The organism is Pseudomonas sp. GM30, assembly GCF_000282275.2.
In the GTDB taxonomy this organism is placed as follows: domain Bacteria; phylum Pseudomonadota; class Gammaproteobacteria; order Pseudomonadales; family Pseudomonadaceae; genus Aquipseudomonas.
In genome coordinates, this window is the sequence record NZ_AKJP02000032.1 from 225258 (window position 1) to 244407 (window position 19150).

Annotated in this window: 15 protein-coding genes; 1 reads left to right on the forward strand and 14 read right to left on the reverse strand. The window is 60.6% G+C overall.

Features of this window, described 5'->3' with window-relative positions:
- Window positions 1-482: 482 nt before the first annotated feature.
- The gene (locus tag PMI25_RS27760; RefSeq protein WP_024164505.1) at window positions 483-2861 is read right to left on the reverse strand and encodes a hypothetical protein; all 2379 of its coding nucleotides are present in this window, start codon (window positions 2859-2861) and stop codon (window positions 483-485) included.
- Between the two features lie 195 nt (window positions 2862-3056).
- Here PMI25_RS27760 and PMI25_RS30055 point away from each other — a divergent pair, with 195 nt between their 5' ends.
- Window positions 3057-3176, forward strand: a complete 120-nt coding sequence (locus tag PMI25_RS30055; RefSeq protein WP_007962186.1) for a hypothetical protein — start codon at window positions 3057-3059, stop codon at window positions 3174-3176.
- Here PMI25_RS30055 and PMI25_RS29400 read toward each other — a convergent pair whose 3' ends face one another.
- The 13 genes from PMI25_RS29400 to treZ all read right to left on the reverse strand — a co-directional run bounded on the left by PMI25_RS29400 (window position 3177) and on the right by treZ (window position 19139).
- Window positions 3177-3407, reverse strand: a complete 231-nt coding sequence (locus PMI25_RS29400) for a hypothetical protein (RefSeq protein WP_160165325.1) — start codon at window positions 3405-3407, stop codon at window positions 3177-3179.
- A gap of 360 nt (window positions 3408-3767) precedes the next feature.
- A complete protein-coding gene (locus tag PMI25_RS27765; protein WP_024164506.1) occupies window positions 3768-5288 on the reverse strand; it encodes a hypothetical protein in 1521 nt (506 codons plus the stop codon).
- Window positions 5251-5526, reverse strand: a complete 276-nt coding sequence (locus PMI25_RS29405) for a hypothetical protein (protein ID WP_160165326.1) — start codon at window positions 5524-5526, stop codon at window positions 5251-5253. Before PMI25_RS29405 ends, PMI25_RS27765 begins: the two co-directional genes overlap by 38 nt.
- 227 nt (window positions 5527-5753) lie before the next feature.
- Complete coding sequence (locus tag PMI25_RS27520) at window positions 5754-6512, reverse strand: PIG-L deacetylase family protein (RefSeq protein WP_007966265.1); 759 nt, start codon at window positions 6510-6512, stop codon at window positions 5754-5756.
- A gap of 184 nt (window positions 6513-6696) precedes the next feature.
- Entirely contained in the window at window positions 6697-7356 is a 660-nt protein-coding gene (locus tag PMI25_RS27525) for a glycosyltransferase (protein WP_007966267.1), read from the reverse strand.
- Entirely contained in the window at window positions 7353-7952 is a 600-nt protein-coding gene (locus tag PMI25_RS27530) for an SAM-dependent methyltransferase (protein ID WP_007966268.1), read from the reverse strand. The genes PMI25_RS27525 and PMI25_RS27530 overlap by 4 nt, the downstream gene beginning before the upstream one ends.
- Entirely contained in the window at window positions 7949-8722 is a 774-nt protein-coding gene (locus PMI25_RS27535) for a PIG-L deacetylase family protein (RefSeq protein ID WP_007966271.1), read from the reverse strand. The genes PMI25_RS27530 and PMI25_RS27535 overlap by 4 nt, the downstream gene beginning before the upstream one ends.
- Entirely contained in the window at window positions 8719-9717 is a 999-nt protein-coding gene (locus PMI25_RS27540) for an acyl-CoA dehydrogenase family protein (protein ID WP_007966272.1), read from the reverse strand. Before PMI25_RS27540 ends, PMI25_RS27535 begins: the two co-directional genes overlap by 4 nt.
- A gap of 1 nt (window position 9718) precedes the next feature.
- Window positions 9719-11878: a glycogen debranching protein GlgX gene (gene glgX, locus PMI25_RS27545; RefSeq protein ID WP_007966274.1), complete on the reverse strand. Its 2160-nt coding sequence runs from the start codon at window positions 11876-11878 to the stop codon at window positions 9719-9721.
- A gap of 255 nt (window positions 11879-12133) precedes the next feature.
- Window positions 12134-12469: a DUF2934 domain-containing protein gene (locus tag PMI25_RS27550; protein ID WP_007966276.1), complete on the reverse strand. Its 336-nt coding sequence runs from the start codon at window positions 12467-12469 to the stop codon at window positions 12134-12136.
- 27 nt (window positions 12470-12496) lie between these two features.
- Entirely contained in the window at window positions 12497-15265 is a 2769-nt protein-coding gene (locus PMI25_RS27555) for a malto-oligosyltrehalose synthase (protein WP_007966278.1), read from the reverse strand.
- Window positions 15262-17340 carry a 4-alpha-glucanotransferase gene (gene malQ, locus PMI25_RS27560; protein WP_007966279.1) on the reverse strand — a complete coding sequence of 693 codons (2079 nt, stop codon included), beginning with the start codon at window positions 17338-17340 and terminating at the stop codon, window positions 15262-15264. The genes PMI25_RS27555 and malQ overlap by 4 nt, the downstream gene beginning before the upstream one ends.
- Window positions 17337-19139, reverse strand: a complete 1803-nt coding sequence (gene treZ / locus PMI25_RS27565; RefSeq protein WP_007966281.1) for a malto-oligosyltrehalose trehalohydrolase — start codon at window positions 19137-19139, stop codon at window positions 17337-17339. The genes malQ and treZ overlap by 4 nt, the downstream gene beginning before the upstream one ends.
- Window positions 19140-19150: the final 11 nt, after the last annotated feature.

Below are 19150 nucleotides of genomic sequence, written 5' to 3' on the forward strand. Positions count from 1 at the left end.
CTGAATTTCCCGTAAAGGCAAGTGTGGTTGTTTTTATTTTGGCTTCAGTAGCGGAATGTAATTCCAGTCAGCCTCCCCTGTAGGTCGGAAAGGGGAAGTGTGCTTTTATCTATAATCTTGCCGAATTGATCATAATTAAATATTTTGTAGTCCGTCGGATTGCCTTGATTGTACAAATCGAACTTGCCAGTTTAATGGTGCGGTGAACTCGATGGTGTATGCGAGACTTTTGTCTGTTGAGATAAATAAGTGAAAGCCTGTAACGGTCAACACCTGTTAGATGAACTGGAGCTGCAGAAATCAACGCTCTCCCCAATAAAGTCTTGCTTGGCTATATCTCGCGGGGCTTAGTTCTCTTGGGAAGACGTACCGCCCAATAAATTCCTGCTTTAATACCTGCATATTGAAAACTCCAGCCATAGGAGCCATCTCATCAGCTCCCCCTGACAGGAAGCGGATGAGATGGGTTCACGTTGTCCGTATCAAATGAATGTGACGGTCTGTTCCCCTAGAAGCTCTTGTCGCGGGTTTGAGGGGGCGGAGTCGGTCGCATATATGTACATGGTGTAACGGCCGGGTTCTAAGAGTCGCGGGGGGATGGGGGCGGGATAAAAATCATTATGCAGTCGGTACCATTCATTTAATCTAGTGGCGCTAGCCAAAGAGTACCACTCGATGTTGTTGCGCTCGATTATGAGAGAGTGGTGTCTCCTGGGGCTAACTGCGTAGAATTGGCAACTCAAATAGTGATTTCTAAAAGATGCGATATTCAGCGTGCTTCCGTTTGGTATTGTTTCAAAACTACCAGGGGGCTGCGTGGTGGTTGTGACGCAAAATCGGACCGTCGTGGATGCGGTCACAGTCAACGTCCATTCTTCCGACTCCGTCCCGCTGCCATACAACGCTTTGGCTTTGAACACATGCTTAGTATGTGTTAACCCGGTCAGCTCAACCGTCCATTCACCTTTGTCATTGGCCCTGGCCTTTTTGCCAGTGGAGGTGGCACCGTCGTAAATCTCCACCTCAAGATACTTAGTTGCCGTGCCCGTAAATCGAACAGTGCGGTCAACAGTGTTGCCACCATTGCTGATTGGCTGCCCTTTGGAGTCATGCGCGGCAGTAATGGCTGGCCTCACGCCATTCAACACGGTCAAACGCCAGAGGTGCGACGTCGGATTATTCGCGTATTGGCCAACGGCCTTGAGGGTGTGCAGCACGTTCAGCGCTAATCCGCTTACGGCTCGTGTCCAGATCCTGTCGGGGCCAGCCTCCGCGATGCCTTTGGATATCGTACCGAGGAAAACTTCTACCTTCTGGCCGGCAGGGGCGGAGCCGGTGAGTGTGATTCTGGTGTGCACGGTATGACCGTTGTCTGGGATCTCCCATTTGCTCTCGTCTTGCACGGAGGTGATCGTGGGTGCGCCCAGTTCGACAGCCTTGATCGTATAAACCCTATCTGGAAACACCGTGGCCGTAGTTGCGTTGTTGCTCTTGTCCAGTGAAGCCTTGAATCTAATTGTCAGGGTGGTGCTGTCGCCGAGTTGTTTCAGGTAGTTGTTGGCTAACGTATACGGCCAAAAGCCTTGGTTAACCCAGGCTGTATTGACCTTGTCTTCGCCTCCACTCCATATCGGCAGGTCATGAGCGCTGCCATCGGCCTTTTTGCCCTCCAGACTCATCCATACCTGTTGCCCGGCATCGATCAGCGTCCAGAGCAGTGCATGAACGGTCGCGTTGTTCGTGCCCAGCGCGATGACATCCAGCACGTTGTTTGCATCCGCCTCGATGATTGTCGGCGAGATCAGGGCACTGGCTGGCAAGGTCAGAATGTTTAACGTCAATGGCCGTGAAGGGCTGGTCACCCCCTTGCGAACGATGATGTACCTTACGGTAACGGTTTTGCCCAGGCTGTAGGCCAGCACCGAGCGCGGCACGGCGATTTCCAGCCCGTCGCTGACCGGGCGCTGTGGACTTGTGTATGAGCCTGCCGCGTCAGCGGTGGCACCTTGCCAATTGACGCTCAACAGGTCGTCTTGCTGTAAGGTTTCCTCGGGCACCAGCACTCGAATTTCCGGCTGTGTCGGGCTGAAATTATTACCCGTTTGACCGCGTACGGTCGGGGCGGGCGGTTCGAAGGGGACAGCCAGGTGAATGTCCAATGCAGTGCTGTCGGAGATCTCAAAGTTGCCTAACTGGTCGGTCACCCTGAAATAGACGGTGAGCTTGCCGTCGCCCGTTTTCTCAAAGTCGGCGGTATACAGCGTCATGCTCAATTCGGCACCCGGGTGGGTGACCTCCAGATCGAAAGACTGATTGCCAATCTGCAGGCGCACAAGGTCATAAAGCTCGGGCCCGGTGTATTTGAAGGTGAATTTAACGCCTTGAGCCGCCCGTTCCGCGCTGATGCCGTCGGTGACCACGTCGCCTGGAATCTCCAGAACCAGGTCGATCGGTCCTTGCAGATGGTAGAGCACGTCCAGATCGCGTGAGGGTTGCGGGTGGCCACCGAGGCGAGTTACGACGTAATACAGGCGATTGGTGCCATGTTTCAGGAGGTTATGCGGCACATAGAGGGGGATGCGCTTATGCTCGTCTCCGGGTTGCACGGTGTGGCTTGTCACCGGTGGTTCGTCGTCGTTGAGATAAAGGGCGACCGAATCGAATTCCGCCTTGGGGTCTTGAAAGAACTGCCGTTCAGTCCATGGATCGATCACCACCTGCAGGCCCAATGGGTTACCGTCGTAAATTGATTTGGGAATACCGCCGTGGGCACGATCGGCGGGCTTGATCGGGGTAATCCAGCCTGGAATGAATAAGGGATAAAGCTCAAAAATCTCGTTCGATATGGAATGGATATCCATGGCTTGCACCTCGCGTGATAGGCGTCTGTCCAATCGGACGTAGCTCATCTCACCTCAGGTAAAAGCCGTTGCCTACTGTCATATCTGACAGGTGAGGGCGGGTATCAGACGAACGGTTCCTGCGCTGTTGGTTGAAAAATAAAGCCTGAAACATTACTCGTCCAAGCCTGCTAATCATTAGCAGCCGCCAGCGACATGGCCCGTGACACCGTCGACCACTCACAGCGCCGAGCGATGCTGATGCTGCATCAGGTCATCATGCTCAGTGAACTGATGATCAACCGGGTACTGGACGGCCGCCGCGTCCCGAACTAATCACCGGCCCCCTGTAGGAGCTGCCGAAGGCTGCGATCTTTTGATCTTGTTTTTTAAAAGCACCATCAAAAGATCGCAGCCTTCGGCAGCTCCTACAGGTCGTAATTCATTCAAAAAGTGCCTCGATCGGAACTTCACAGCATAATTTAAAGTGTTGTTTTTTAAGGCAGGAGAGCCAGGCACAAAGTCAAGGTGCATGCCGTCAGGATACTGATAATCCTGAGCGTTCATTGCGTTCCTGATTGTTTTTTTTGCGGCCCAGGAATTGGTCTGCATATATTTTGAGTGATGGAGATAAATATTCCGATAAGGCTGTGCTCGGGTCAATTGAGCGGGATAACACTTTTATGGGAAAAAGCATTACACCGCCCAAAAAAACCTCCTGTAATTATTTATGTCTATCGAAAAACGCCAGCTTTGGGAGTAGGTGACAAGCGTCCCCACCGATCAAGGAGAGGCGCTTGGCGTGAGTTGCCGGTTTTAGTGTCAGTGATGCTGTTGGAAATTTTATTTCCTCTTACCTTAAGTACCGGGCTCACCTGTTGTTCACCGGCTCCCCTCCAACGGCGCGTTGTATGACGTAGCTGATTTTTAGTTTTTGAAAGTGATATGTTGAAATTGTACACTTTCGCGAATCACCTCTTGGCCCGAAAAATAAAACCTGAACTCATCGAACGCTTGGCCGTATTTTGGAGCGAAGTGCCTCTCTTCCCATACGTTTTCATCTGAGTTTAGAGGCACCGGGGTGGAGTGTACTACGACATTTTTCTCTAGAAGCTCAAGTCGGATGTGAAGTCCTGTTGCGTTTAAAGCACACAAGATTGTTGCACTCTTGGCACTTCCCTGTTTCAGTACCAAGGAGAACGCAAAAGGTTCTCGATAGGGCAAGATTGTGAGGCCGCCACCAGCACCAGTGCGGACGACTGCATTATCTGTGTGCGAGTTTGTAATAATCGTTGTTTTGGTGTGCGTTCCCTCAAGGAATGCCCCTGGGTTTGTGATAAAGACGCTTGATGGATACGAAGTAAAGTCTTCGACGAGGTCAACGAGCTCGGCAACGGTCACCGTCCACGCTCTTGACTGCGTCCCGCTGCCATACAACGCCTTGGCTTTGAACTCATGCCTCGTAGGTGTCAGCCAGGTCAGCAGTACCGTCCATACACCTTTGTCATCGGCCCTGACCTTTTTGCCAGTGGAGGTGGCACCGTCGAAAATCTCCACCTCAAGAAAGGTGTTCGCCGTCCCCGTCAGGCGGATACGGGTGTCAGGAGTACTTCCACCATTACTGATTGGCTGCCCGTTGGAATCATGCGCTGCAGTAATGGTCGGCGCCACGCCATTCAACACGGTCAAACGCCAGAGGTGCGACGTCGGATTATTCGCGTATTGGCCAACGGCCTTGAGGGTGTGCAGCACGTTCAGCGCTAATCCGCTTACGGTTCGTGTCCAGATCCTGTCGGAGCCAGCCTCCGCGATGCCTTTGGATATCGCACCGAGGAAAACTTCTACCTTCTGGCCGGGAGGGGCGGAGCCGGTGAGTGTGATTCTGGTGTGCACGGTATGACCGTTGTCTGGGATCTCCCATTTGCTTTCGTCTTGCACTGAGGTGATCGTGGGTGCGGTCAACTCGACAGCCAGGTGAATGTCCAATGTCGTGCTGTCGGAGATCTCAAAGTTGCCTAACTGGTCGGTCACCCTGAAATAGACGGTGAGCTTGCCGTCGCCCGTTTTCTCAAAGTCGGCGGTATACAGCGTCATGCTCAATTCGGCACCCGGGTGGGTGACCTCCAGATCGAAAGACTGATTGCCAATCTGCAGGCGCACCAGGTCATAAAGCTCGTGCCCGGTGTATTTGAAGGTGAATTTAACGCCTTGAGCCGCCCGTTCCGCGCTGATGCCGTCGGTGACCACGTCGCCTGGAATCTCCAGAACCAGGTCGATCGGTCCTTGCAGATGGTAGAGCACGTCCAGATCGCGTGAGGGTTGCGGGTGGCCACCGAGGCGAGTTACGACGTAATACAGGCGATTGGTGCCATGTTTCAGGCGCTTATGCGGCACGTAGAGGGGGATGCGCTTATGCTCGTCTCCGGGTTGCACGGTGTGGCTTGCCACCGGTGGTTCGTCGTCGTTGAGATACAGGGCGACCGAATCGAATGCCGCCTCGGTCTTGGAAGAACTGCCGTTCAGTCCATGGATCGATCACCACCTGCAGGCCCAATGGGTTACCGTCGTAAATTGATTTGGGAATACCGCCGTCGGCACGATCAGCGGGCTTGATCGGGGTAATCCAGCCAGGAATGAGTAAGGGATAAAGCTCAAAAATCTTGTTCGATATTGAATGGGTATCCATGGCTTGCACCTCGCGTGATAGGCGTCTGTCCGGTCGGACGTGCTCATCTCACCTCAGGTAAAAGCCGTTGCCTACTGTCATATCTGACAGGTGAGGGCGGGTATCAGACGAACGGCAAATCCTCTGTAGGAGTGAGCCTGCTCGCGATGGCGGTCGATCAACCATAACTGCGTTGACTGACACACCGCTATCGCGAGCAGGCTCACTCCTACAGGGGAGAAGGGGTTTCAGATGAATACAATTTCGTAAGGCAGGCGCATCCGCTCCAGGATTACCGGCGGCAGCATCGGTGCGATGCCGATCGCCGGTTCGCCTTTGAGCTGGCTGGCGTAGGCATGGGTGGCGTGGCTTTTGCGCGCCACAGTCCAGGTGTCGAGGCGCAGTTTGCGCGCGCGTTCCCAGGGGATCAGGTTCTGGTCGCGTTCCGGCCAGTGCCAGGCCCAGACCGGCACGTCATGGAAGGTCGCGCCGACTTGCGCTGCCGCTTTGGCACTCGCCCGGCCAACCGCCTCGTGATCGTCATTACGATCCTCACGCCAGGTGCTGAACACCACGTCGCCGGGGCGCAGATAACGGGCGATGAATTCGGTGAGGTCGGCCTCGCGATCGAGCAGGGCGTTGTCAGTGAACCCGCCACGCACCCATTTCAGGCTGTGCATCGGCAAGCCGAGACGGCGCAGCGCTTCGACACTTTCCTGGGGCCGGAATACGCTCAGGCGTTTTTCCGACCATTGCCGCGAGCCGGGATGGCTGGCGCTGCCGTCAGTGATCGACAGCAGTTGCAGCGGATGGCCAAGGCTGGAAAGTAGTTGCAGGAGCCCGCCACAGGTCACCACCTCATCACCCGGATGCGGGGCGACGACGACGGCTCGGGCACCGGGTGGCACCAGACTGTGGGTATTGATGACGGGGATGTTGTCGAGTTGCCGGGCGCTGTTCCATATCTGCGCCGGCAGCGGATTGTCGCTGAGGGTTAACGGTTTCATGGTATTACGTCCTTGTTGTCTCTGGCCCTCAGTCGTGCAGACACCGTGAAAAAATCAGGCGCGCTCGACCCGTGAAGGCGAATGGATTGCCGTGCGACGCTCCGAACCCTGGATTGCCGCGCAGCAGAGTATTGCTCATGAAACTTGATTCGTCGCGTCACAGATCAATCTGATCCGCTTTTTTTTAACCAAGCTGTGCCAGATTTCGCAGATAGTCACCGAATCCACCTCGTGCCCGGCTGTCCAGTCGGGCACTGGTGCGTACCTGCGGGCGATGACTCCAGGCGATGTCGGCACCGCACTGTTCCAGTCGCCGCACCAGTTGCACATCTTCGTCACAGGCCAGCGGCGGGAAACCACCGGCCCAGCGATAGGCGTCGGCACTGACCCCGAGGTTGGCGCCGTGGATGTGGCGATGCCCGTCACGGGCCTGATAGTGACTGTGATAGCGAATCTGCGCGGCTTCATCGAACGACTGATCCCAATGTTCGACGGTCACCGTGCCGCATACCGCGTCGGCGCCCAGCCCCAGTTGCGCCACCAGCCAGTCATCGGCTACGCGGCTGTCGGCGTCGGAGCAGGAAATCCAGCGTGCGCCGCGCTCCAGCAGGACCTGCGCGCCGGCGGCCCGGGCCTGGCCGACATTGCGCGCGTCGATGTGCAGGCTCAGCACCGGAAAACCGCTGACGATCTGCGCCGAGCGGTCGGTGCAACTGTCGAGCACCACCAGCACTTCGACCGGCTCGCCGGCCAACAGCCCGTGTTTACTGGCGCGCAGTGCCGCGCTGAGGCATTGCTCGAGCAGGTCTTCCTCGTTATGCGCCGGAATCAGAATGCCGATCATCGCAGGCCCTCCAGTGCGGCTACCGAGCGCGGCTCGCGGCTCCAGACTTCAAGAAGGAAGTCCGCTTCCTGATGCAATGCCAGACGCGGCAGCGGCAGTTGCTCGTGGATCAGGTCATGCACCTGCCGCGCGTTCAGCGGGCAGCCGTCGATGGGCGGGCGCCAGTGGCAAGCGAGCAATTGCCCGTCCGCGGTCAGGGATTCACTGATGCGGCGGATCACTTCTGTCAGATCCTGGGCATCGAGGTAGTAGCCGATTTCGCTAAATACAATCAGGTCGAATTTTTCTTCCGGCCAGTCGCCGGGCAGGCGACTTTGGCGCACTTCGGCGTGGTCAAACAGGCTCAATCGGGTACGCGCCAGGTTCACCGCTGCACTGGCGGTGTCGCAACACAGCAGACGGTCGCAGCGACCGGCGAGTTCGGCGCTGAGTTCGCCATTGGCGCAACCGGGTTCGAAGATCGCCCGATAATGCGCGCGGGGCAGGGCGGCGAGGGTGATCGCGCGTTTGCGCTGTTCGTACCAGCGCTCGCGAAACGCCCAGGGATCGTCGTTGGCGCTGAATAATCCGTCGAAGTAACGATCATCGACACTCATAGGAACACCACTTCGAACGGTTGCAGCAGACGATCCAGCACATACGGCGCCAATACCGGTTGCAGCCCGGCTTGCGGGTCGCCTTCCAGCTGGCTGGCAAAGGCATGCACCGCGTGGCGTTTGCGCGCCACTTGCTCGGGGGACAACAGAATCTTGCGCGCGCGCTGCCACGGCACCGCAGCGTCTTCCGGAGAGGCCCAGTGCCAGGTCCAGACCGGCAATTCGTGGCAGGTGGCGCCGACCCGCCGCGCAGCTTCGATACTGGCGCGGCCGGCAGCTTCGTGATCGCAGTGGCCGTCCTCGCACCAGGTGCTGAACACCACATCGCCGGGGCGCAGGTGACGCTCGATGAAGGCGACCAGCGACGGCTCATCCGCGGCGACCTGGCTATCGCTGAAACCCCCGCGCAGCCATTTCATCCGGTGCAACGGCACGCCGAGGCGGCGCAGGGCTTCGGCCGATTCCTGCGGCCGCACCACGCTCAGACGTTCCACCGGCCAGCGCTCGGAGCCGGGATGACTGGCGCTGCCATCGGTGACCGAGATCAACTGCAACTGGCGCCCGGCGGCGGCCAGCAACTGCAACATCCCACCGCAGCCGAGCACTTCGTCGTCCGGGTGCGGGGCGACAATCACCGCCCGCGCGCCCGGTGGCACCAGACTGAGGACATCGACGCTGTCCAGCGCCGCCAGGTGCCGGGAATGTTGCCATTGCAGCAGCGAAGTGCCTTGGTGGCCGATGATCGGATCGGGTTTGTTCACGGCATTCATAGCGTCCAAGCCTCCTCGGGGTGTTCAGCGAGCGCTTGGCCAAGGGCCGCCAGATCTCGCTCGGCATGGCTCTGGCGCAGGAACACCGGCAGATCAGCAATCAACCGGGCGAAGTGCCGATCCTTGCAGAACGGTCCGGCGCCCAGCGCGCGCCCGACGTCGCGCATCACCTGCTCAGCCGATTGCTCGACCACCGCACGGGCGCGCCGGGCCAACAGTGCGGCATCGGCTTCGGGGTGCGCATCAATGTGCAACGCACTGAAACGCAGCACATTGGCCGCTGCGTACAGCGCCGCATCGACCGCACCGAGGTGGGCGAGGGCATGCGGCTCCTGACGTTGCGCGCAGTGTTGACGCAGTGCCTCGGCGATCTGCCGCGCCGCGCCGTACCAGCACGCGGCAATGCCGATCCCGCCTTGCCAGAAACCCGGACGATTCAGGTAGTCGCCGGGTTCGCCAATCGCCTGGGCCTCCGCGCCGTCGAACAGCACTTCGACGCTGCCGGTGGCGCCCATGCCGACCGCTTGCCAGCCCTGATCGGTGATGGTCACGCCCGGTTGATCCAGCGCCACCGCGACCAGTTGCTGGCGATCCTCGGCATCCCACGCGGTGAGCAGCGCATGGCTGAGCACCGCGGCCCCGGAGCACCAGGCCTTGCGCCCGTCGAGGCGCACCATGTGCCCGGCTGGCTGTACTTGCACCCGCGCCTGCGGCGGTTCAGCCGCCCACATGCCCCAGGTGCTGCCCGGCGTGGGCGAATCACCGAGCTGCTCGATGATCGCCAGGGCGTCGGTATGACCTTCGTAGAGTTTGCACAAGCCCAGATCATGTCCGCCGACTTCCGCCAGGCGCTGAAAACGTTCCAGCGTGCGGCCGCTGCCGGACAACGGCAACTGATCCAGACCGGCCTCGACCAGCGCCCGCAGGCAATGGCCGAGTGCCGCAGTGTCGCGATAGTCCGGCGGGCGGCGCGCCAGATAGCTGTGCAGGTCCATATCAGTCTTCTTCTTCGCGGTGCAGTTCGAAAAGCAGCAGCGAACGCCCGGTCACCGAGTATTCGTGGCCGAAATCGAAGCGTTCCTGACCGCGAATCGATGGCTGATTGGTGTCGATCATGCAGGTCCAGAAACTGCCTTCCGGCACTTCCGGCAGGCTGAAGTTGACGATGTCGTGGTGGGCGTTGACCACCAGCAGCAACGTCGCGTCGGCACCTTTGCGGCGAATCCCGGTTTCCTGCGCGCGGCCGTCGAGCAGCATGCCCAGGCAGCGGTTGTGCGCGTCATGCCAGTGCTCGGTGGTCATCTCGGTGCCGTCCGGCGCCAGCCAGGTGACGTCCTTGACGCCGATGTCCTCGTTGTACTCGCCGACCAGGAAACGCCCGCGACGCAGGATCGGATAGGCCATACGCAACTTGATCAGGCGTTTGACGAATTTGAGCAGCGCCTTGCCGTCTTCGCTCAGGTCCCAATTGACCCAGCCGATCTCGCTGTCCTGGCAATAGGCGTTGTTGTTGCCGTCCTGCGTGCGGGCGAATTCGTCACCGGCGACGATCATCGGCGTGCCCTGCGACAGCAGCAGCGTGGCGAAGAAATTGCGCATCTGTCGATGGCGCAGTGCATTGATCTCCGGGTCATCGGTCGGGCCTTCGACGCCGTGGTTCCACGACAGGTTGTTGTTGCTGCCGTCCTGGTTGTTCTCGTCGTTGGCCTCGTTGTGCTTGTCGTTGTACGACACCAGATCGTTGAGGGTAAAACCGTCGTGGGCGGTGATGAAGTTCACCGACGAGTACGGCCGCCGCCCGCGCTGGTTGAACATCTCGCCGGACGCGGTCATGCGGCTGGCGAAGTCGGCAACCTGGCCGTCGTCGCCTTTCCAGAAGGCGCGCACGGTGTCGCGGAATTTGTCGTTCCACTCGACCCAACCCGGCGGAAAGTTGCCGACCTGATAGCCACCGGGGCCGCAGTCCCAAGGCTCGGCGATCATTTTCACCTGGCGCAGCACCGGGTCCTGACGGCAGGCGACGAGGAAGCTGTGACGCTCGTCGAAACCGTCGTGATAGCGCCCGAGAATGGTCGCCAGGTCGAAGCGGAAACCGTCGACGTGCATCTCGCTGGCCCAGTAGCGCAGCGAGTCGGTGACCATTTGCAGCACGCACGGGTGACTGAGGTCGAGGGTGTTGCCGGTACCGGAGTCGTTGATGTAGTAGCGCTTGTCGTCCGGCATCAGGCGATAGTAGGAGGCGTTGTCGATGCCGCGCATCGACAGGGTCGGGCCTTGTTCGTTGCCCTCGGCGGTGTGGTTGTAGACCACGTCGAGGATCACTTCCAGATTGGCTTCGTGCAGGTGCGCGACCATCTCCTTGAACTCGGCGATCTTGCCGCTGGCCAGGTAACGCGGGTCCGGGGCGAAGAAGGCGATGCTGTTGTAGCCCCAGTAGTTGGTCATGCCCTTGTGCAGCAGGTGCTGGTCGTTGACGAAGGCGTGGATCGGCAGCAATTCCACGCTCGAGACGCCGAGTTTGCGGATGTGCTCGAGCACGTCGTCGACCATCAGACCGGCAAAGGTACCGCGCACGTTCTCCGGCACCGACGGGTGACGCATACTGATGCCGCGTACGTGGGTCTCATAAATGATCGTCTTGTCCCACGGCACGCTGACGCGGTGGTCGTTGCCCCAGGTGTGCGCTGGGTCGATGACCTTGCACTTGGGCACGAACGGCGCGCTGTCGCGTTCATCGAAACTGAGGTCGGCGTCGGGGTGGCCGATGGTGTAGCCGAACAGCGCTTCGGACCATTTCAACTCGCCGACCAGCTGTTTGGCGTAGGGGTCGATCAACAGTTTGTTGTGGTTGAAGCGATGGCCGTTCTCCGGGTCATACGGGCCATACACACGGTAGCCGTAGATCAGCCCCGGATGGGCGTCGGGCAGATAGCCGTGGAAAATCTCGTCGGTGTATTCCGGCAGTTCGATGCGTTCGAGTTCGACTTCGCCAGCATCGTCGAAGATGCACAGCTCGACCTTGGTGGCGTTGGCGGAAAACAGCGCAAAGTTCACCCCCAGACCATCCCAGGTGGCGCCGAGCGGGAAGGGCAGACCTTCACGGATTCTGGACGGCTCAGCGTGCGCTGCGGGCTCGGCTTTTTTTGGACTGGACATGATTGCTCCTGCAAAACGGGTTGGTTCGAATAACGGATCAACTGTGGGGAACAGAATCTGTGGTGAGGGGATTGATCCCCGATCGGCTGCGAAGCAGTCGCAAACTCGGGGCCGCTGCGCGACCCATCGGGGATAAATCCCCTCACCACAAATGCTCTCCAGACAGGGGAGTAAAGTGTTTTCTTGAGGACGAGTAAGTCCTCGGTGGCGAGCGAACTCGCCACACAGTCATTCAGTTCAATAAATGCGGGTGTATCAGTTGGCCGGGGGCTTGCGCGGGGCGCGCGGCTTTTTCTCGGCGGCCTTTTCGCCCGGTGGAATCACTTTGGCGGCGCTGGAGGGCTTGGCTTTGGCGTCCGCTGGCGCCTTGGACTTGACCGCCGGCGTCTTGCTTTCGCTGGCTTTGCCGTTCGCAGTCTTGCCGGCAGTTTTGCTGCCAGCGGCCTTGGGCGACTTCTTCGGCGCCAGGGCCTCGGCTTCGGCCAGTTTGCGCGCCATTTCCCAATGACGTGCTTCATGCCCTTCAGGTTTGCCCTCCGATTCCCAGATCTGATAGGCAAACTCGCGGATGCGTTTATCGTCGGTACTCATCGCAATGCTCCTGAACTGAACTCGTCGTTACGTAAAGAGTTGGATAAACAGATTGACCGGGAAATCCCCCAGCGCGGCGCTGACGTTCAGCTCCCTGTTTTTTGTGACTGCGCTGCTGTGAAAAAGTCCCTTCAGGTTTGTGTCAGAGGCGGCGAACGGTAAAACCACCCGTGTATCGCCCCAGCGCAGCGCATCCACCTGTGGCACGGCACTGTTTTCCAGCAACTTCGCGCAGCGGATCGGCACGATCACGATGGCGTAGCGGCCTTCGTGCTCACGGGCGAACGCGAGCACGTTGTGCGCCTGCTCGCCCAGCACCTCCAGAGCCTGATACGTGCCCCGGCGAAACAGCTCGACGTGTTCGGCGCGCAGGTTCAACACCTGGGCGATCAACGCTTGCTTGATGCGCCCGTCACGCCAGTTCGCCAGCAGCTCTGGCAGCGGCGCGTGTCCGTCCAGGGCCTGCGCGCGCGCGGCGTAATCCACCGGCCGGCGGTTGTCCGGATCGACCAGGCTGAAGTCCCAGAACTCGTTGCCCTGATACAGATCCGGCACCCCCGGCACGGTCATGCGCAGCAAGGTTTGCGCCAGACTGTTGAGGGCGCCGGCCGCCGCGATGCTGTTGACAGTCTTGCTCAGCGCGGCACGCAGCAGCTCGCCTTCGTCACCGGTGAGCAGGCGCTGGGTAAACGTCTGTGCAGCGTTTTCGTAGGTTTCATTCGGCGCGCTCCAGCTGCTTTGCAGCTTGGCTTCGCGCAGGGCTTTCTGTTGCCACTGCCAGATGCGTTCGGCGTAGTCGCTGAAACCTGCCTGATCGTCATCACGCAATTGCAGCGGCCAACTGCCGAGCAGCGCCTGATACAGGATCAGTTCATCACCGGACGACGGTACTTGATCATCGTCGCGCAACGGCCGGGCGAGGGCGCGCCACAACTCGACCTGCTCGGCGTACCAGTGGCTGCGTTCGCTGAGCACCGCCAGTCGTGCGCGGGTGTCTTCGCCGCGTTTGTGGTCGTGGGTCGCAGTGGCCAGCAAGTTGTCGGGGAACGCGTCCAGGCGTTGCTGATTGACCGCATGGAAGTCGCTGACCGGGGCGCTGAACTGCTCGGTGTTGTAGCCGACGTCATTGCGCGACAGCAGCACCGCCGAGCGATACAGCGCGGTGTCTTCGACGGCTTTGGCCGCTGCCGGCGAAGTCAGTTGTTGGAAACGTACGCAGGCGTGCTTGAGGATCTTGCGCGAGCGCCCGCGCGGCTTGTGCCGCCATGGTGTGCCACCGAGCCAGGCCGCCACACAGTCGAGCACCGGCCAGTCGCCTTCACCCAGCGTCTGCCGCGCACCGTCCATGGCCTGCTGGAAGAACTGTTCATCCTGCGCCGCGCGACCCAGTGCATTGATGTAAGTGCGATACACCGGGAAATGCACGATCAGCGCCTGCAACACCCGGCGGATCGCGCCGAGGGTCAGGTCGCGGGTCATCAGGTCATCGCGGGCCACTTGCAGCAGCGCCTGGGCGACGCTTTCGAAGTCACTGGCCAGCGAGCCGTTGAGGATCTGTTGCCTCGCCAGTTGCGCTTCTTCAATGAACGCCGCCGGACGCTCGGTGCGTCGCTGCCAGAGGTCGCCGAGTACATGTTCGCCATCGGGGTCGTGTTGCAGCAACGACAGCTGATTCATGAACTCGTAACCGGTGCTGCCATCCACCGCCCAGTCGGTGCGCAGGGTTTCGCCGGCACCGAGAATCTTCTCGACGTAAATCGGCAAGTGCCGATCCGGCGCAAGCAAGTCGAGGCGCCGCCGCAGCTTGCGGCAATAGCCACGCGGGTCGGCGAGGCCGTCGATGTGGTCGATACGCAGCCCGTCGACCAAGCCTTCGGCGATCAACTGGAAAATCTTGCCGTGAGTCGCTTCGAACACGGCCGGGCGTTCGACGCGCAGGCCACCGAGTTCATTGATGTCGAAAAAGCGCCGCCAGTTGATGTCGTCGGCGGCGGTGCGCCAACTGGCCAGGCGATAGCTCTGGCGTTCGAGCAACTGGTGCAGCTTGTCGAAGCCTTCTGCAGTGGTGGAGTCGTAATGCGCGAGACTTTCCTCGATCGCGGCGAGGATCTGCGGATCGCTTGCCAGCTCTTTCAGTTCAGCCTTGAGCGGCATCGCCAGCGCATGCGCGTCGGTCTGGTAGCTGAGGGTACTGAAACGATCGGCGAGGGATTTCAGCGCTTCGACCGGTTTGAGCAGCTCGCCATAGTCGTTCGGGCAGATCGGGAAGTGGTGCTCGTAATGCTCAACGTGGAAGCGTCCCTGCTGTGCATCGAAGCGCAGTTTCAACGTGCCTTCCTGCAGCGCGACACCGTAATCGCTGCCGAGAAACGGCAGCAACAATTGGCCCTCCATCAACGGGTCGGGCGAGTGCCACTGGATGTCGAAGAACTCGCCGTACGGACTCAGGCGGCCCCATTCCAGCAGGTCGAGCCACCACGGATTGTCACCGCCACCGACGGCCATGTGGTTGGAGACGATGTCGAGGATCAGGCCCATGCCGTGTTCGCGCAGAGCGCTGACCAGACGCCGCAGCGCCGGTTCGCCGCCGAGCTCCGGATTGACTTGCGTCGGGTCGACCACGTCGTAGCCGTGCATCGAACCGGCGCGGGCCGCGAGCAGCGGTGAGGCATAGATGTGGCTGATGCCGAGGCGGGCAAAGTACGGCACCAGCGGCACCGCCTGTTCCAGAGTGAAACCCTTGTGAAATTGCAGGCGCAGGGTGGCGCGCAACGGTTGGTTGAACGATGAATTCATTGGTCACGCTCGGCAGCTTGCAGGCGGGCACAGGCCAGTAGTTCCAGGCGGCGCGCGGCATCGGCGCCATCGAGCAAGGCCTCGCTGTTGCCGGGCAGGCGCCGCGACCAGTTCGGATGGCTGTCGATGGTACCCGGCAGGTTGGCTTGCTCGTCGATGCCCAGCGCGTCTTCCAGTGGCAACAGCACCAGCGGCGCGCGGGTGTGGCCAAGGAAACGCACACTGGCGTCGACCACTTGATCGGCTTCGTGGGACTCTTCGCGGAAGTTTTGCGGGTCCTGACTCAGCGCATCGCGCAGGCCTTGGCGCTCACGCTGGCGATGCCGGCGCCATTCGATTTCACCGTTGGCATCGACAAAGTCCAGGCGCGCATTCCAGTCGATGTCGCGGCCATGCCACCAGCCGTTGAGCGTGGGCAGGTCGTGAGTGGTGGTGGTCGCCAGCGCGTTGTCCGGCCAGTCGAGTATCGGTTTGAAACGGGTGTTGTCCTGTTCGAACAGCAGCACGCGCATGCCGAGGATCGCCCGTGCGCTGAGTTTTTCCCGCAGCCCGTCGGGCACGGTACCGAGGTCTTCGCCGAGGACGATGGCCTGGTGCCGATGGGATTCGAGGGTCAGCAGCCGCAGCAGATCATCCACCGGGTAATACAGGTACGCACCGTCCGCCGGAGCCGCGCCGTTGGGGATCACCCACAGACGTTGCAGGCCCATTACATGGTCGATACGCAGCCCGCCGGCATGGGCGAAGTTGGCGCGCAGCATGTCGATGAAAGCGCGAAAGCCGTTACGGATCAGGCCTTCGGGGGAAAACGCGGAAATCCCCCAGCCCTGACCGGTGCGGTTGAGAATGTCTGGTGGCGCACCCACGGTGAGCGAGGCGAGCAACTCGTCCTGAAAACTCCACGCCTGGCTGCCGGCGCCATCGGCACCGACCGCAAGATCAGCGATCAGGCCGATGCCCATGCCGGCGCCGCGTGCAGCCGCTTGCGCACGCTCCAGGCAACGGTGGATCAGCCATTGGCAAAAGGCGAAGTAGCCGATGCGCTCGGCGTATTCCTCGGCAAACGCTTCGAGGGCGGCGCCGCGCGGCTCGTGCCAGTGTTCCGGCCAGTGCCGCCAGTCGAGGCTTTCACCACGGGCGGCGCGCATTTCCTGAATGGCTTCGAAGCGGCAGTGATTTTCCAGGGCTTCGCCACCGGCGTGGCGGAAACTGGCGAAGTCGGCGTGCAACGGATGCTCGCCGGCGACGAAACCGTCGTACAGGGCTTGCAGCAGTTTGTACTTGGCCTCGGCGGCGCTGGGCCAATCGATCAGTTTGAGGTCTTCCAGTTGCTTGAATTGCTCGGCCAGACCGCTGGCGTCGATCGCATCACGCAACGCCCGTTCGCCAAGGATCGCGCCCGGAGCGGCATACAGCGAATTGAGGAACAGCCGGCTGGACGGTGAATACGGGCTGTAGCGCCCGGTGTCGGCGCTGAACATCGCATGCAACGGACTGATCGCCAGCGCCTCGGCTCCGCGTTCGCCGGCCACCCGGGCCAGCTCTTCCAGCGCCTGGGTGTCACCAAAACCGCCATCGCCGGGGCGGCGCAGACTGTACAGTTGCGCGCTCAGGCCCCACACGCGCGGGATCGGATTGTCCACCGCATCGCCGACGCTGAAGCAGCGCTCCGGCGCCACGGCGAGGGTGAAATACTGATCGGCGATGTGTACTTGCTGATAGCCGACCGGAATCAACCCCGGCAGTTTGGCGTCGGCATCGAGCTTGAGGTTAAGCCGTGAACCGTCTTCAAGCTGGATTTCGCACGGGGTTTCCGGTTCGAAATAGCGGGCCAGATCAACGCTGACCCCGACATCTGCGGTCAGCAGCGGCGGCAGGTGGCGATCCTGTTGCACCTGTTGCAGTTGCAGCAGGCTGGCGTCGATTTCCTGCGCGGTATTGGCCGGATGACCCAGCCCGGTGAGGACATTGCGCAGCACCGCCGGGGCGACTTTCTGCGGGCGGCCATTGGCGTCGATCCAGTCGACGGCGAGGCCGGCGCGGCTTGCGAGTATTTCCAGTTGCGCATCGCTCATAGGCGCTCTCCATCCAGAGGTTGCAAGGGGGTTGCGGCCGTGAGGCTGACAAGCGCGCAATACGCGGGCAGTTGGCCCGGTTCCGACAGGGCAACGGCGGGCGGCTGCTGAAACAGCCACACGGCGTCGGTCTGTGGAGGGTTGACCACTGGCGTATCGCTGAGGTTCAGGTCAATTCGCAGCTCACTGCCATCGCCCAGGCGCCAGCGCGCGCTGACCGCGCCACGGCCGAGCATGTGCGCGCCGAGCGCCTGGGTGCCGGACAGATTGGGAATGATGTATTGGTGGCGCAATTGCAGCAGTTGCCGGTACAGCGCGAGGGTTTCCTGCTGTTTCTCAGTGCCGCTGCCAATCAGGCGAGGCTGCGAGGCGTGGAAGGTCTGTTCGGCATTCGGATCGGGAATCTTTTCGCGCTTGTGCGGATCGGTGAACGCGCTGAACGCCGCGAACTCATTGCGCCGACCTTCGCGTACCAGGTCGGCCAGTTCACCGTGGTGGCTGGTGAAGAACAGAAACGGTTGCTCGGCGGCGTACTCGTCGCCCATGAACATCAGTGGAATCATCGGCGACAACAGCAACAGCACGGTGGCGGCCTGCAGTGCCCGTGGATCGGCCAATTGGTGCAAGCGCTCGCCGAAGGCCCGGTTACCGATCTGGTCGTGGTTCTGCAGGAACAGCACGAAAGCGGTCGAGGGCAGGTGTTCGCTGGGTTCACCGCGCGGTTCGCCGTGGCGAGTGATGTGGCCCTGAAACACGAAGCCCTGACTCAGACAACGGGTCAGTTGTTCGGTGGGTTGCAGCGCATAGTCAGCGTAATAGGCGTCAGTTTCGCCGGTCAGCAGCACGTGCAAGGCGTTGTGGCCGTCGTCGTTCCACTGCGCGTCGTAATCCTCTTCAAGCAGGCTCGACTGGTTGAGCTCGTTTTCCACGGTGAGCCAGACATGGCGCGTCGGATCGACCTGCTGCCGAATACGCTGCGCCAGTTCGGGCAGGAAATCCGGGCTTTCGATCGCGTGCACCGCGTCCAGGCGCAGACCGTCGAAGCGGTATTCGAACAGCCACATCAGCGCGTTTTCGATGAAAAAGTCCCGCACTTCACGGCGGCGGAAGTCGATCGCCGCACCCCAGGGCGTGTGCTTGTCTTCGCGGAAGAAGCCTTTGGCGTAGCGTCCGAGGTAATTGCCGTCGGGGCCGAAGTGGTTGTAGACCACGTCGAGAATCACCGCCAGACCATGGCCGTGGGCGCTGTCGATCAGGTGCTTGAGTTGTTCCGGGGTGCCATAGGAGGCTTGCGGGGCGTAGGGCAGCACGCCGTCGTAGCCCCAGTTGCGCGTGCCGGGGAACTGCGCGAGCGGCATCAGTTCGATCGCGGTGATGCCCAGTTCGGCGAGGCGCGCCAAGTGCTGCTCGACTTCGGCAAAGCCGCCGAGTGCGCCGACGTGCAACTCGTAAATCACCGCTTCGCTCCACGGCCGGCCATGCCAGGTGGTGTTTCGCCACTGGTAGGCCAGCGGATCGACCACCACGCTGTGGCGGTCAAGGTCGCCATCCTGAGCGCGGGAGGCCGGATCGGGCACCTCCAGTTCACCGTCGATGTTGAAGCGGTAGCGGGTGCCCGCCGGGCACCGGGTCTTGATCACGAACCAGCCATCGGCCTGCGGTAACATCGGCAAGGACTGACCGTCTTCAAGTTCGACACTGACGTAAAACGCATCCGGTGCCCACAGCGCAAACTGAGTGTGTTCGGCGTCCTGCATGATCGCGCCGTGGGGCCAGTTTTCTTGGGTCCGTAACGGCATTGTGAAAAGCT